Genomic DNA, 16,069 nt, shown 5'->3' with positions numbered 1-16,069 from the left:
TTTATTTCCAAAATAGTTTCTTTCTTAGAAAACAACAGTGCTTTTGTATCTTTGTTAGGCACTTTTATCAAATTTTACTCAAACTCATGTCCACAAAATTATACAGCTACCTATTTTTTTTCCTCCTATTGTCAAGTTGTTTAAGTAATAAAATCTCAAAGTCTTCTTCGACTTTAAAACCAACATTTAAGATTGTTGAGGATAGCCTCAATTTATTTGATGTTTCCAGAAAGCGTTCGGTACCTGTGGCTTTATATATGCCTAAATCAGATAAAAAAATCAAGCACACCAAAGTCGTAATCTTTAGTCATGGTTATTACCAAAATAGAGGAGGTTCTAATAAAGCATATTCCTATATCACTGAGAAGTTAGCTTCCGAAGGCTATTTTGTCGCCAGTATTCAACATGAATTACCCACTGATGAATTGATTCCAACTAGTGGAGTTCCACAAATTGTGAGAAGACCCTTTTGGGAAAGAGGAGCTGAAAATATCCGTTTTGTAATCAATGAATTAAAAAAGACTAATCCAACCTTAGATTTCAAGCACGTAATACTTATCGGGCATTCAAATGGCGGAGATATGTCAATACTGTTTGCACACAAATATCCAAATTTGGTAGAAAAAGTAATTTCTCTGGATAATAGAAGAATGCCTTTCCCTAAGGTAAACCAACCCAGATTATACACGCTTCGTTCAAGTGACCAAGTGGCAGACGAAGGCGTTTTGCCCACACCAGAAGAGCAGGTAAAGTATGGTGTTGCCATTATCAAACTGAAAAATACCATACATAATGATATGGACAACAATGCAAATACAGCACAACGAAAAGAAATTAATGATTATATTTTGAAGTTTTTAGAGTGATTTAATAATTGTGATTAATACTCTTATATGTTTTCTATAGATATAAGATTAACCTTGAAATTTATGGAATCGTTATACACAGAAAATCAAATATTTATCCCTATAATATCAGATTATGGATTTAAGGCTACTTTTGGAAATGAAGCCAATACCTTATTTTTAAGAAAATCACTGCAAGCACTTATAAAATCTAACTCACCTATCATTGAAGTTAAATTTGATAAAAATACTTTTGAAGGCATTACTCAAGATGGTAGAAGCGGTATTTTTGATTTAGCTTGTACTGATGAAAGTGGAAATCATTTTATTGTTGAAATGCAATATGGAGATGCACCTTATTTTGTACAACGAATGAAATTCTATGCACTACACAAGTTTAATTCAATGGTAAAAAAAGGTAAATATGATTATGGAACACTTCCTAGAATATACTGTGTCGCTATTTTAGCGAACAATATTCTCCCATTTTCTGATTATCATACGATTGCTAACTTAAGAAATGAAAATGGAGAACTTTTTGATGAACAAATGATGTTTGTTACAGTAGAATTAGATAAATTTGTTCTGCAAGAGTCTGATTGTCAAACTGATTTAAAAAAATTGATTTATACGATGAAAACGCTCCATACTGTTACGAAATCCACTCAATTTCCTGAGTTTTGGGATGAGGAGTGGTTAAAAGTTGCTATTGATGAATTGGATAGTCGTAAAATGAGTCCAGACGAAAAGGCTTCATTTGAAATGTTAATTGCTAGAAATGCTGAAGCTGTAAAAAATGAAAATAAGAAGATAGCTGAAGCCGAAAAAAGAAAAACAACTTTTTTTGTAGAAAGTCTATTAACAAAAACCAATCATACAATTAGTCAAATAGCTGACATAGCAGAAGTTTCTGTTGAATTTGTAACTAATATTCAAAAAAAGCTTTTAGAGGGCAAATAATTACTCTGGTAAAATAATATATATTTACAAAAGACCTCTGTATCATAAGCAGAGGTCTTTTTGTATATTTGCCAATAAGTCTTTGTTACTTCATCCACCAAACCTATCACAGCAAACATGATTAATTATAATCCCAAAGAATGGTTTACATTCATTTTTAGAATCCACAAAAGCGATACGGTACGTCAGCTAACACCTATGATGATTAGTTTGTCTATTTATGTGGCGCTCATTGCTTTTTTAGAAATAGAAGTATTTAAATTAAGTGAAAATAGTCATATCAAAAATATCACCATTCTGCATGGAATGCTAGGCTTTGTAATCTCTCTTTTATTAGTTTTCAGAACGAATACTGCTTATGAACGCTGGTGGGAAGGCAGAAGAATGTGGGGAAACTTAACGAATACCTCCCGAAATCTAGCCATGAAAATCAATGCTGTTTTGCCTGCGGATGATATTGCGAACAAAACATTCTTCAAAGAACATATTGTGGAATATGCTTTTGCTTTAAAAAGACACCTCAGAGGGCACCAGAAAGATAGCGAAGTATTTACTTCTAAAATATCTCTCCATCACGATTTACATAAACCCAACCATATTGCTAAATTGATGTTTGTCCGAATAAACGACCTCTATCATCAAAAAGTAATTAGTGGTACGCAACTATTATTTTTGAACGAAGAATTTCGCACATTCACTGATATTTGTGGTGCTTGCGAGCGTATCAAAAGTACACCGATTCCGTTCTCATATTCAGTTTTTATCAAGAAATTTATATTTTTTTATGTTATGTCGTTGCCTTTTGGCTATGTCTTTAGCTTGGGTTATATCGCCGTGCCAATCGTTGTTTTTGTGTTTTATGTATTGGCTAGTTTAGAATTGATTGCAGAAGAAATTGAAAATCCTTTTGGGGTAGATGATAACGATTTGCCATTAACGACGATGTCTAAGAATATACAAAAACATGTTGGCGAGATATTAAATTAGCCTAGTAATCCCTAGCGAGGTACTTAAGTACCTCGCTAGGGATTACTATTAGCTGGCGACTTAAGTCGCCAGCTAATAGTAAGAATTAGTTTTAAACTATGCTTGCTTGATTAATAACTGTTTCTTTTAACTCATCGCAACGTCCTTGTAAACCTCCTGTGTGTACAGCAACGATATTAGCATTTTCAGGAAAGTATCCTTTCTGAATTAAATCATAGATACCAAACATCATCTTGCCAGTATACACTTGTTCAAGCATGATATTGGGATTCCTTTCTTCAAAGCCTTTGATGAAACTAATCAACTCAGGAGTAGTTTTGGCATAGCCGTCAAAATGATATTGTTCATTCAATTCAAACTCTTTTTCAAAAGGCAAAAGCTTTTCAATCTGTCCTTTCAATAAACCTTTGCCTTTTAGCGAAGCAAAGCCTATTGCTTTGGTATTTCCTCTTAATCCACTGATGATACCAGCAATCGTTCCGCCTGTGCCTACTGCACTACAAATATAGTCGGGGTTGAGTATATCATAAATTTCATCAACCATCTCATTGACGCCCTTTATCGCCAAATCATTTGTGCCACCTTCTGGCAAAACATAAAATTTCTCTCCATACTGTCGCGTTAACCTATTCCTAAAATTATAATCGAGTCGAGTAACAAAAATTAATTCCATGCCACAATCATGAGCAAACCTTAGCGTAGCATTTGAATCAGGTGTAAGTTCGTCTCCACGGATAATGCCCACTGTTTTAAACCCAAACTCTTTACCAGCGGCGGCTGTTGCGTAGATATGGTTTGAATAGGCACCGCCAAAGGTTAATAGCTGATTAAATCCTTGTAATTTGGCTTCAATTAAATTGAATTTTAGTTTCCTCCACTTATTTCCCGTTACTTCTGGATGAATTAAATCGTCTCTTTTTAAATAAAGTTTTACCTTAAATGAGTCAAGTATAGGATCCTTTATTAACGCTAAAGGAGACACGGGTAATTGAAACATGGCGGTATTTGTTTAAATTTGGTTTTTAATGCCAAATATATGCAAGAAATAGAAGACGAAGAAGAAGAATTATATCAGCACCACCGATTTGAGGTTGACAAAGGACAAAGTATATTAAGGATTGATAAGTACCTTATGTCCCGATTACAGAATGCTTCTCGCAATAAAATACAAGATGCTATCGAGACTGCTGCGGTAAGAGTAAACGATGCTGTAGTAAAAGCCAATTATAAAGTAAAGCCTTTAGATGTTATCACGGTTTTATTACCAGAACCACCTCGGAATACAGAAATTATCCCACAAAATATTCCTTTGGATATTGTGTTTGAAGATGATGAGTTATTAGTCGTAAACAAACCAGCAGGCATGGTTGTGCATCCTGCGCATGGCAATTGGGAGGGTACTTTGGTGAATGCCTTAATTTACCATTTCCAAAATTTACCTACCCATCGTAATGGCGAAATTCGCCCAGGATTGGTACATCGTATTGATAAAGATACCTCTGGTTTATTGGTAATCGCCAAAACAGATACAGCAATGACGCATCTGGCAAAACAGTTTTACGACCATAGTATCGAGCGTACTTATAATGCCTTAATATGGGGTGAGCCTAAAGCAGATGAAGGAACTATTACAGGGCATGTGGGTAGGAGCTTAAAAGACCGTAAAGTAATGGCTGTTTTCTCGGATGGTTCAATGGGAAAAGATGCTACTACACATTATAAAGTATTGAAGAAATTACGGTATGTATCAGTAGTTCAATGTAATTTAGAAACTGGAAGAACGCACCAAATTCGGGTGCATTTCAAGCATATCGGGCATCCCTTATTCAATGATGCTACCTATGGTGGAGACAGGGTATTGAGAGGAACGGTATTTTCTAAGTATGAACAGTTTGTAGCGAATTGCTTTAAAATGTGCCCTCGACAGGCATTACATGCAAAGTCACTAGGATTTATTCATCCAAAAACGGGCGAATTTTTACAATTTGATACAGAATTACCAGAAGAAATGCAGCAAGTAATCCAGAAATGGGAGACTTATGTAAATAATGAATAAACAATTAATCTAACCAATTTCCAATGTCAGTCATTATCAGAAAAGGTATTCGTGAAGATGTACCAGTGATGTTTGAGCTAATCAAGGAGTTAGCGTTGTATGAAAAAGCACCAGAGCAAGTAACGAATACCGTTGAGCAAATGTACCTTGATGGTTTTGGTGAAAACCCTATCTTCGGGTCTATTGTGGCGGAAGTGGAAGGCGAAGTAGTTGGTCTAGCTTTGTATTATTATCGATATTCTACATGGAAGGGCAAGCGCTTGTATCTGGAAGATTTGATTGTTTCTGAAAAAATGAGAGGAAAGGGTTTAGGCGAAAAATTATTAGAGGCCACTATCCAACAGGGCAAAGACGATGCCTGTACAGGCGTAATGTGGCAAGTATTAGATTGGAACGAACCTGCCATTAATTTCTACAAGAAATTTGGAACAAAAATGGACGGCGAATGGATTAATGTTCATTTAGATTTTTAAAATAGAAGTAAGACTTAAGACACAAGACGCTAGACACAAGATGTAATTTATCTAATCAGTTTCCATACATTTTGTCTTTTAGCTTATTGTTTCTTTAAGCCGTTAATCTTACTTCTTAAAATCTTTTTCCCAAAGTCTTGAGTCTTAAATCTTGTGTCTTTTATCTCTAAAACAAGTGCAAAAAACCTTCAACATTTCAATAGATACTGGTGGAACATTCACCGATTGTGTAGCATCTGATAATGATGGAAATCAATACCGCTATAAAATCCTTTCTAATAGCTCGCTTCGTGGTGAAATTATTGAACAAATCAATCTACAGACCTTCAAGGTAAAGTCTTCATGGTTTTTAAAAAGGGATATTCTAGCAGGCTATACTTTTACGTTGTTTAATCATAGCTTTCAAGCTGAAGTAGTAAGTTTTGATATTGAAAGCAATACATTGACCATCAATCAAGTGTTGCCTAAATCAATGGGTAGTCAAGTATTGAGTTTTGCTTTAACAGCCTTTGAAGAAGCCCCTGTACTAGGAGCAAGGTTGATAACACAAACAGGCTTGAGAGAAGCTTTCCCACCTATTCAAATTAGGATAGGTTCAACCAAAGGAACGAATGCCTTGTTGGAAATGAAAGGAGCGAAGACAGCTTTTTTGGTAACCAAAGGATTTAAAGATTTATTAGTGATTGGCAATCAATCTCGTCCAGATATTTTTGCGTTGAATATTGTTCGTCTTGCGCCACTTTATAGTGAAGTAATCGAAATAAATGAACAGATTGATAAAGATGGGAATATCCTTGAATCGCTAAATGTTTTTACGCTGGAAGAACAAGCTAAACGACTTAAAAATGAAGGTATCTTGGCAATTGCAGTATGTTTGAAAAATGCTTACCGCAATAATATTCATGAAAAGCAATTAAAAGAAGTACTCCTGAAATACTTTAAATATGTAAATATCTCTACAGAACTAAGCAAGCAAATCAAGTTTTTGAACAGAGCAGAAACTACAGTTGTCAACGCTTATCTTTCTCCCATTATCAATACCTATATCAATAATATCAGTGCACAGATTCCTGATAAGCATTTCAAGGTAATGACCAGTGCTGGGAGCTTAGTAAATGCACATCATTTCCATCCCAAAGATAGTTTACTTTCTGGTCCTGCTGGTGGCGTAGTGGGGGCAGCCTATATTGCAAAGGTATCTGGGTTTGAGAAAATTGTTACTTTCGACATGGGCGGAACCAGTACAGATGTAGCTCGTTATGATGGCAATTTCGATTATCAATTCTCGCAAAAAATTGGCAATGGACAAATATTTAGTCCGTCGTTAGCCATTGAAACAGTTGCCGCTGGTGGAGGGTCAATTTGTTCTTTTGATGGCTTTAAGTTAAGTGTAGGGCCAGAAAGCGCAGGTTCTATGCCAGGGCCAGCATGTTATGGAGCTGGGGGAGAATTGACGATTACAGACGTAAATTTACTGCTAGGTCGATTAGATATTCAACAATTTAGCATTCCCGTTTTCCCTGAAAAAGCGGCTGAAAAATTACAAGAATTATTGGCTAAAATTGCTGAAAAAACGGGTGTACAACCCGAAAAAGAAGAGATTTTAGAAGGATTTAGAGCCATTGCCAATGAAAAAATGGCAGATACTGTTCGTAAAATATCCATTGCGAAGGGATATTCCATCCATGATTATGCCCTAGTAGCCTTTGGTGGGGCAGGTGGTTTACATGCCTGTGGTATTGCTAATTTATTGAATATTAGCACTATTCTTTTACCAAAAGATGCAGGATTACTTTCTGCTTTTGGCATTGATAAGGCACAAGTAGAAAGATTTGCCGAAAGGTCTGTTTTAAAGATTTTTAACGAAAAATTAAATGATAACCTGACTGAATTATTCAAACAAGCTGAGGATGAGGTAGTTGGTACTTTAAAAAATGATGGGGTAGAAGCTTCAAAAATTCGTTTTAAAAGTCATTCCTTATACTTACGATTCAAAGGACAAGACTCGACGATAGAAATAGCGTGGCAAAATTTCGATGATATTTTAGCCACTTTTAAGGCAAAATATACAGCCATCTTTGGTCATTGGATTGATAACAGAGCCATCGAATTAGAAAGTATCAGGGTGAATGCTTATGAGTTTTCAGAGAAAGAATTATTGGAAGAAACAGCAACATTTGAAGAATATTTCCCACACGCAAATCATTCTGTTAAAGCATTTTTTAACAAACAATGGCAAAATGTACCAGTTTACTTTAGAAATCAGTTAGACAACGGAGCCATCATTAAAGGCTTTGCTTTATTACTAGACCCTTTTAGCACAACAGTCATTGAACAAGGATGGACACTGAAAATTGACAATCATGGAACGGCTATTATTCAAAAAGAGGCAATAGAAGTTGTTGAAAATGAAATAGAGAATCAGGAGACACAGCTAGAACTTTTTACTAATCGTTTTATGACGATTGCCGAGAATATGGGCTTATTACTTCAAAGAACAGCTCTCTCTGTGAATGTCAAAGAAAGGCTAGATTTCTCTTGTGCATTGTTAGATGCACAAGGCGAACTCATTGCTAATGCACCCCATATTCCTGTACATTTAGGAAGCTTGGGCGTATGTGTAAGAAGTGTTTTAAAGTATATCAACATCGATAAAGGCGACGTAGTAGTGACGAACCATCCAAAATTTGGAGGTTCACATTTACCTGACATTACATTGATATCTTCGGTATATTCTTTTGATGACCAATTGATTGGCTATGTGGTTAATCGTTGTCATCATTCCGAAGTTGGTGGTGTGCGTCCCGCCTCGATGCCTCCTTATTCTAAAAATTTAGCAGAAGAGGGCGTAGTAATTCCACCGATGTATTTAGTGAAAAATGGAGAAATGCGTTGGGATAGTATCAAAGAATTGCTTTTATCAGGCGAGTATCCTACACGAGCCATCGAAGAAAATTTAGCAGATTTAAATGCTGCTTTGGCTGCCAATCGAAACGGAGAAGAAGCTTTACAGACTTTGGTTCAGGAACATAGTTTACCTAAAGTTCATTTTTATATGAACCGTTTGAAAACGTATTCAGAAAGTAGGATGCGTGAAAAACTGCAACAATTCGGACAAGGAATTTATCAAGCAGAGGAATTTTTGGATAACCACGAACCTTTAAAAGTACAGGTAAATATTCAAGAAAATAGCTGTACAATTGATTTTACAGGAAGTGCCAAAACAGACTCAGGTAATCTGAATGCGAACATTGCCATTGTAAATTCTGTAGTAATTTACGTATTAAGGTTGTTATTAAATGAAAAAATACCTTTGAACGATGGTATTTTGAAGGCAGTTACATTAATAATTCCCGAAAAGTCAATCTTAAATCCTGATTATCCTGACAATCCCAAAGATTGTCCAGCCGTAGTAGGAGGGAATGTAGAATTAAGCCAAAGACTTACGGATACTTTACTTAAAGCTTTTGGTATAGTGGCTTGTTCACAAGGAACGATGAATAACTTCTTGTTCGGCAATAAAACTTTTGGCTACTATGAAACCATCTGCGGAGGAAGCGGGGCAGGGGAGGGTTTTGATGGTACCTCTGGTGTACATACGCACATGACCAACACAAGGATTACCGATGCTGAAATCATGGAATTACGGTATCCTGTTTATCTTAATCGTTTTGAAATGCGTGAGGATTCAGGAGGGAAAGGAAAATACAAAGGTGGTAATGGTATTATACGAGAAGTTACTTTTTTAGAAGATGTTGAAGTTTCTCTACTGCGTCAGCACCTCAGTACTCAGCCTTATGGATTAAATGGCGGAAATACAGGAGCATCAGGTAAACATTTATTAACTAGAACTAATGGAACTGTTACGTCAGATAATGAAATTACAGCACACGCAGGAGATAAACTAACCATTTGGACACCAGGTGGTGGAGGTTTCGGAACAGCATAATTAAATAAAGACTTGAAGTAACATGATTAGTAATAGAGTATGTTAATTGTCAACTTTTCTGGACAATACTAATCTCCAATTACTAATCACCAATCACTACATTACAATGATTTACGTTTAATAAAATACCCTTTATTTACAAACCTGCCTTTTTCTCGCGAGAGAATCATTTGAGCAGCCCTTTTTCCCATTAAAGCAAAATCGTTTGAAATAACGGATACCCCTTCTGCCAGAATTTCTTTGATGGGCGTATCGTCATAAGACATCAGTCCAATGTCGCTACCAAGTTTCCACCCTTTTTTATTCGACCAATTGATGAAGCGAACCAAATCATTTTCTCTGAAAACCAGATATGCATGGTCTTTTTGAAGGTGTTCTTCCTCTTCTAAATCAGAAATAATTTCATAAGAAATGTTGTTTTCATGGCAGAATCGCTCAAAACCTTGAATAATGCCAACAGGCGTATATTGAAAACTTTTGCTACTAAGCACCAATGAAAAGGTTTGATACTTTTTGATTAATTCCTTGGCTTCATTCAAACCTACGTAAGTATTATTCTTAAAATCTTGATACAAGATGGCATAATCTGTCCCAAAACTTGGCACATCAATATCTAATATCAATAGTTTTTCTTTAGGTATTTTTTGAAGTACGTTCGTCACATCTTGATTAAAATGTGGCATCACGATATAGAAATTATAAGACCCCAAATGGTTGAGGATAGTATTTTCAAAAACCTTTAAGTTGTGATGATGAAAGAAAATATTAATCGTTACGTTTTCTCCTAATTCTGCTACCAAGCTATCATACAAAATCTCCTTATAAGGTGTAAGGGCATCAAAAAGCACAAAAATATTTAGCTGACTCCTTGTGTCAGTATTTGAAACATAAAATCCTTTGCCGTGGTGCGATGTAATAATTCCTTTTTCTCGAAGGTCATCATAAGCTTTGGCAACCGTCATTCTGGCCATGCCAAAATTGTGCGATACTTCATTGATAGATGGTAGTTGCTGACCTCTCACTAACTCACCTTCTTCAATTCCGTTGATAATGTATTCAATTAACTGTTGAAATTTAGGCTTGCTAGAGTGGGCATCAATTTGAATGCTGTTTTTCATTGAATCTATTTCTTTCTATTTGAGGTAATTAAGGCAAATTAATAATATTTTTTTGGTGTATTAATAAACTATTGTCTTTTTCCTGTTTTAACTCAAATTATGGTTAAAAAATTTTGAATCGATAATTTTTTTTTTAAATTTGTAGTGGAATTAACTAGCATAGTATAGCATTGTTTTAATGTAGATTTAAACATTAAAACGAGCTTCAAGATATAAATGTTTCATCACTCATTTTAGTGATGATTGAATTACAAGTTTTGTTTATAAAAATGGTTAATGGTGTACAGTGTCTGTCGGAGACATAACTTTGTCTCCGCAGGCAATTGTCTTCTAAACAAACTTGCTTAAAGATGCCTCCTATCTCTGAATATTTAACTTCTAAACTACTTGTTTTCAAGTAGTTTTTTTTTGTGCTTTAGCGTTAATATTGTTTTTTGGATATAAAATTTCATTTTATAATGAATTATTAATTAATAGTAAAATAATATCCTTTTTTTTGATGTTAATTAATATGAATAATATAAATTGGCATCAATATCAGAAATACCAGTCCACATACTAACAGCGTTTTGATATGAAGTTTTTAAAAATCCTTTTGTTATTGTTGCTAGTTAGCTTCAAATTCATTGCTTCGCCAATGAATTCAGAAGATGCTATGCACAATCACTTCATGAAAAGGCATCTTTTAAAATCAGCTCATGACACTTCTAGAACACAACTATGTGATACTGAAATTAATGAAAGTGAAGAAAGTTCTGAAGACACCAAAGAATTCGATTTATCAAAAATTGCCTTCACTTTTAGTGAGTTTTTTACGTTTAAACTATTTGTTTTAAAACAAACATACCTTACCTCTTGGATTTTTAAATCTAAAATTCATTCTTGCTTTCCGCTTTTTGCGTTATATCTCAATTTCCGTATTTGATCTCTTTTTTGCCAGAAGCATCATACTGATGCCTTTCCGTTTGTTTACATCATCGCTTTGTAAATCATCTGGCCATTTTTCATTACCATTTTCTTTAAAGTTTGCTCAGCTTATTCGATTATTCCGATAATGTTGTGTCATGCTTGTATTTAAACTTGATTTTAATCTTGATTGCTATAACCACTAATCAAAGATGTTGGAATTTGAGTTGCTTATATTTTGTGCTTAAAGGTTTACTTTCTAGCCAATAAAGAAATATGCTTATACGAGTTATTACAAGTTTTAATTAAATCTTAAAGTATTTGTATGAAAGCACACGATTCATCTTTTGATGAGCACGAGGTTCTTCATGAGCTAAAGCACTATTTACCTGCACAAGCTCCATTGAAAGACTTTGTTCATCATAACACACTTCATGCGTTCCAACAGCTGAAATTTTATAAAGCCTTGAGAAAGGCATCCAAAATATTTGGATATAACGTGTTCTTGGGTTTAGACGAATTCAGAGCATTGTATCAATCTAATAGAATTAGTTTGCCAATTCTTGAAAAAGTTATTGTTGAAAGAATGGGGGAAGAGTTTTTGCTTGATTGGAAAGAGAAAGTTCTTCAAAAAACGTATGATACAACCGTAACTCCACGCATTGGTGCTTTAAGAGCAAACTGGAAATTAGTACACCATATTGATATGGATTTGTTGGTTCATCCAATTTTATTCAGAATCCTTTGTAGCTTTCTTGACCAAGGGATTTCAATCTGGAGTTTCCCTAATATTCATAAAGGGTTTTTAGCTTCCATCAGAGAAATGGAGCGAAATACCTTTACGAGTTTTTTTAAAACTGAGCGAGCAAAAAATATATTATTAAAGGGTAATTGCAAAATTGAAGACTTACTGAAGATTATTGTAGGTGACTCATCGCTGTATAAGCAATATCTTTTTGATCAGCAATTTGCACATCAAGGCTGGTCGGGAATGGTTTCTGTAGTGGAAGATATGCCACAGACATTACTTGACCTCAAGAAAATCTCAACACATGATTTAATCGTTTTTGAATTATTATTAGAGATAGATGCCCTTGATTTTAAATTTGGAGAAAACTGGGTTCCTCTTGGTAGTACTGCTAAAGAAAAAACAAAAGACATTTTTGCAGAAGTACCTGAGAGTGAACTGAATCAAGTACTTTCAATTTGGCAAGATGCTTTTGAGTGGACTTACTACGATCAAGTATTAGCAGGTATCCAACTCGAAAAAGGTGATAAAAGAATTATTGAGCAAAAAACCTTTCAAGCAATATTTTGTATTGACGACCGCGAGTGTTCTATTCGCCGTTATCTTGAAAAACTTGATAGCAGTTGTGAAACATTTGGTACACCAGGCTTTTTTGGCGTTGAGTTTTACTATCAACCAGAACACGCTAATTCTTATACCAAACAATGTCCCGCACCTGTTACGCCCAAATTCTTGATTAAAGAAGTAGGTTCTAAAAGCAAGCAGGCGAAGGATGCACATTTTACAAAACATACGCATTCGTTATTTAGTGGCTGGTTGATTTCCCAAACACTTGGTTTCTGGTCTGCTATGCGTTTGTTTTTGAATATATTCAGACCTACCACCAGTGCCGCTGCTGTTTCTTCATTCAAGCACATGGATAAAGAATCGAGCCTAACGATTGAACATAAGCATGACCACACCCATCCACGGAAAGATGAACTTCAAGTAGGTTTTACTGTGGCTGAGATGGCCCAACGTATGGAAGGTTTGTTAAAGAGTATTGGATTAGTAAAAGATTTTGCACCTGTCGTATATATCGTAGGGCATGGAGCAAGCAGTGTAAACAATACTCATTATGCTGGTTATGATTGTGGTGCTTGTTGTGGCAGACCTGGTTCTGTAAATGCCAGAGTCGCTAGCTTTATGCTGAACCATCAAGAAGTAAGAGCAATATTGGCTACTAAAGGAATTGAGATTCCTGATACAACGCAGTTTGTAGGAGCTTTGCATGATACTACGCGTGATGAGATTTTATTTTTCGATGAAAATGAGCTTTCAGAAAAAAATAAAGAAGGTCATACAAAAAATGAAACGTTTTTTGTAAAAGCCCTTGATTTCAATGCTAAAGAACGTTCTAGAAGATTTGAATCAATCGATACTAAGCTAACGGCTGGAGAAATTCATGAAAAAATACGCACAAGGTCGGTTTCGCTTTTCGAGCCACGACCAGAGCTAAATCATGCTACTAACGCTGTGTGTATTGTAGGACGAAGAGAATTATCGAAAGAATTATTCTTGGATAGACGTGCCTTTATGAATTCATACAATTATCAGGTTGATTTAGAAGGAAAGTTCCTATTCAATATTTTGAAAGCGGCAGCACCAGTTTGTGGAGGAATTAACTTGGAATACTATTTTTCAAGAGTCGATAATCAGAAACTAGGGGCAGGTTCAAAACTACCACACAATGTGATGGGTCTTTTTGGGGTAGCCAATGGTATTGATGGAGATTTAAGACCAGGTTTGCCAAGTCAAATGATTGAAGTACACGACCCAATTAGAATGTTATTCATTGTTGAACATTTCCCTCAGGTTGTTTTGGATACTATCAAAATATTGCCTGAAACCTACGAGTGGTTCAATAATGAATGGGTACATCTAGTGGTAGTAAACCCTGAAACCAATGAAATGTTCAGATTTCATAACGGGCATTTTGTTCCTTATCAGGCTGTTAATAAAAAAATTGATTCCGTTACTGAGATTGAACCATTGATAGAATCGCACCAAGATAATTTTCCAGTTTATTTAATAAAATAAGAATACAAGATGACTTCGATACTTCAAATTTTTATTCTTATACCAGTTATAGGTTTTATTATAAGTTTATTAATACCTGCAAAAAAAGAAGGAATTCTCTCGCGAGTGGCTTTCTTAACGGTGGGATTACACTTAATCAGCTTTATTATATTTTCGGTTTTTTGGCTATTTCATGGTCATGAGACGCTTAATTTAAAAGAGATTGTATTGTTTAAATCGAAAGATTATGAGTTTTTAATTGATTTTTGTTTCGATGAGATTACGGTAGTGTATTTATTGGTAGGTGCATTTTTAACTTTTCTGGTGACGATATACAGCCGATATTATCTTCATAGAGAAGAAGGGTATAAACGTTTTTTTAATACTATCCTGTTTTTCTATGTAGGTTATAATGTAGCGATTCTCTCTGGAAATTTTGAGACCCTATTTATAGGATGGGAAATATTAGGAATATCATCATTCTTATTAATTGCCTTTTATAGAAACAGGTATTTGCCCGTTAAAAATGCCATCAAAGTGTTTTCAGTGTATAGAATTGGTGATATCGGATTGATACTTGCCATGTGGGCAAGTCACCATTTGTGGCATGAAAACATTACTTTCTTGAAATTGAGCAATTATGAATTAGTACACGAGCATATACTAAGTCATAGTTTCACGGGCGTATTTATTTCATTAATGATTTTGGTAGCCGCAGCCGTTAAGTCTGCTCAACTGCCTTTTTCATCATGGTTGCCAAGAGCAATGGAAGGTCCAACGCCTTCAAGTGCTATTTTCTATGGTTCACTTTCGGTGCATTTGGGTGTATTCCTTTTATTAAGAACATTTCCTTTTTGGGAACACCAAATCTCTGTTAGAATATTAATTGGTCTGTTAGGGTTGACTACCAGTATCATAGCGTCATTAATTGCCAGAGTACAGTCGTCAGTTAAAAGCCAGATTGCTTACGCTTCCATCGCACAAATTGGACTGATTTTCATTGAAGTAGCAGCAGGATTTGAAAGCTTGGCATTGTTTCACTTTGCAGGGAATGCCTTCTTAAGGACATACCAATTGCTTGTTTCACCATCAGTAGTGAGTTATATGATTCGTGAGCAGTTTTATAATTTCATTCCACGCCAACATACTATTGAAGATTCTTTCCCTAAAAAAGTAGAATATTCTATTTATGTAATGAGCTTGAAAGAATGGAATTTAGATTTATTCATGGATTATATCGTTTGGAAGCCCTTAAAAAATGTAGGTAGAAAGTTAGACTTCCTGACAATCAACAAACTATTGTTGCTGTTTATTCCTACTTATGTTGTTGGATTGGTGCTATTGTACAACCAAGAAAAGCTTGCTCCACAATTACATGAATATTTGCCTGGTTTGTTTTCGCTGATTGGTTTTATCATGGTCTTGAAATCTTTCTCAGAAAGGAAAAGTCCTAGAATGAGCTGGCTATTAATCATCATGAATCATTTCTGGATTGCGCTTGCCATTTCATTCAATGAACATTTTAAATTAGAAGAAGCCATATTTTATTTAAGTGGCATTATCATAATGGGTGCTTTTGGATACTTCACTTTAAGCAAGTTGAAGTCAATTGAGAAAACACTGGATTTAAATCGTTTTTACGGACACGTTTACGAACATCCAAAATTTGCGATGATGTTTTTGTTGGCTTGCTTGGGCTTGACGGGCTTTCCTATCACGTCAACTTTTATTGGTGAAGATTTAATTTTCAGTCATATCCATGAAGATCAAATTTTCTTAGCATTTTTTATTTCGTCAAGTTTCATCATCGGGGGTATTTCTGTGATAAGAGTTTATGCTAGAATTTTCCTCGGCCCACATATTAAAACGTATCATGAAGTACCGTATAAGTCTTCATAAAAAAGAAATCAAATTCAATCTCAATAATTAATTAACCATTGAATCACGTCACTAAAATTCTTTAAAATAT

11 protein-coding genes are annotated in these 16,069 nt (G+C 35.0%); 9 read left to right on the top strand and 2 right to left on the bottom strand.

All coding sequences use genetic code 11. The features are described 5' to 3' along the window. Window positions 1–86: 86 nt before the first annotated feature. The 3 genes from AC1RNE_RS04020 to AC1RNE_RS04010 all read left to right on the top strand — a co-directional run bounded on the left by AC1RNE_RS04020 (window position 87) and on the right by AC1RNE_RS04010 (window position 2,792). Window positions 87–866, top strand: a complete 780-nt coding sequence (locus AC1RNE_RS04020; RefSeq protein WP_492799745.1) for an alpha/beta hydrolase — start codon at window positions 87–89, stop codon at window positions 864–866. 63 nt (window positions 867–929) lie between these two features. Further along, complete coding sequence (locus AC1RNE_RS04015; RefSeq protein ID WP_492799744.1) at window positions 930–1,805, top strand: Rpn family recombination-promoting nuclease/putative transposase; 876 nt, start codon at window positions 930–932, stop codon at window positions 1,803–1,805. Window positions 1,806–1,922: 117 nt separating this feature from the next. Then, a complete protein-coding gene (locus AC1RNE_RS04010; protein WP_492799743.1) occupies window positions 1,923–2,792 on the top strand; it encodes a bestrophin family protein in 870 nt (289 codons plus the stop codon). A gap of 91 nt (window positions 2,793–2,883) precedes the next feature. Here AC1RNE_RS04010 and AC1RNE_RS04005 read toward each other — a convergent pair whose 3' ends face one another. Beyond that, a complete protein-coding gene (locus AC1RNE_RS04005; protein WP_492799742.1) occupies window positions 2,884–3,789 on the bottom strand; it encodes a 1-aminocyclopropane-1-carboxylate deaminase/D-cysteine desulfhydrase in 906 nt (301 codons plus the stop codon). 39 nt (window positions 3,790–3,828) lie between these two features. Here AC1RNE_RS04005 and AC1RNE_RS04000 point away from each other — a divergent pair, with 39 nt between their 5' ends. The 3 genes from AC1RNE_RS04000 to AC1RNE_RS03990 all read left to right on the top strand — a co-directional run bounded on the left by AC1RNE_RS04000 (window position 3,829) and on the right by AC1RNE_RS03990 (window position 9,270). Beyond that, on the top strand, window positions 3,829–4,848 hold the full coding sequence (locus tag AC1RNE_RS04000) for an RluA family pseudouridine synthase (protein ID WP_492799741.1): 1,020 nt from the start codon (window positions 3,829–3,831) through the stop codon (window positions 4,846–4,848). A 23-nt stretch (window positions 4,849–4,871) separates the two neighbouring features. Continuing rightward, entirely contained in the window at window positions 4,872–5,321 is a 450-nt protein-coding gene (locus AC1RNE_RS03995; protein ID WP_492799740.1) for a GNAT family N-acetyltransferase, read from the top strand. 175 nt (window positions 5,322–5,496) lie between these two features. Next, window positions 5,497–9,270, top strand: coding sequence for a hydantoinase B/oxoprolinase family protein (locus tag AC1RNE_RS03990; protein ID WP_492799739.1), 3,774 nt, complete (start codon window positions 5,497–5,499; stop codon window positions 9,268–9,270). A 101-nt stretch (window positions 9,271–9,371) separates the two neighbouring features. Here the strand turns inward: AC1RNE_RS03990 and AC1RNE_RS03985 are convergent, their stop codons facing one another. Next, window positions 9,372–10,388 carry a GntR family transcriptional regulator gene (locus AC1RNE_RS03985; protein WP_492799738.1) on the bottom strand — a complete coding sequence of 339 codons (1,017 nt, stop codon included), beginning with the start codon at window positions 10,386–10,388 and terminating at the stop codon, window positions 9,372–9,374. Window positions 10,389–10,962: 574 nt separating this feature from the next. Between AC1RNE_RS03985 and AC1RNE_RS03980 the strand changes: the two genes are divergently transcribed. The 3 genes from AC1RNE_RS03980 to AC1RNE_RS03970 all read left to right on the top strand — a co-directional run bounded on the left by AC1RNE_RS03980 (window position 10,963) and on the right by AC1RNE_RS03970 (window position 15,999). After that, window positions 10,963–11,313: a hypothetical protein gene (locus tag AC1RNE_RS03980; protein ID WP_492799737.1), complete on the top strand. Its 351-nt coding sequence runs from the start codon at window positions 10,963–10,965 to the stop codon at window positions 11,311–11,313. A 306-nt stretch (window positions 11,314–11,619) separates the two neighbouring features. Continuing rightward, window positions 11,620–14,121: a YbcC family protein gene (locus AC1RNE_RS03975; protein ID WP_492799736.1), complete on the top strand. Its 2,502-nt coding sequence runs from the start codon at window positions 11,620–11,622 to the stop codon at window positions 14,119–14,121. A gap of 9 nt (window positions 14,122–14,130) precedes the next feature. Next, on the top strand, window positions 14,131–15,999 hold the full coding sequence (locus AC1RNE_RS03970; protein WP_492799735.1) for a proton-conducting transporter transmembrane domain-containing protein: 1,869 nt from the start codon (window positions 14,131–14,133) through the stop codon (window positions 15,997–15,999). Window positions 16,000–16,069 lie beyond the last annotated feature (70 nt).

This window comes from Arcicella sp. GW822-FHT02H01, assembly GCF_058802005.1.
The sequence above is the reverse complement of the archived record's forward strand: the minus strand, read 5'-3'. Positions and strand labels throughout refer to the sequence as shown.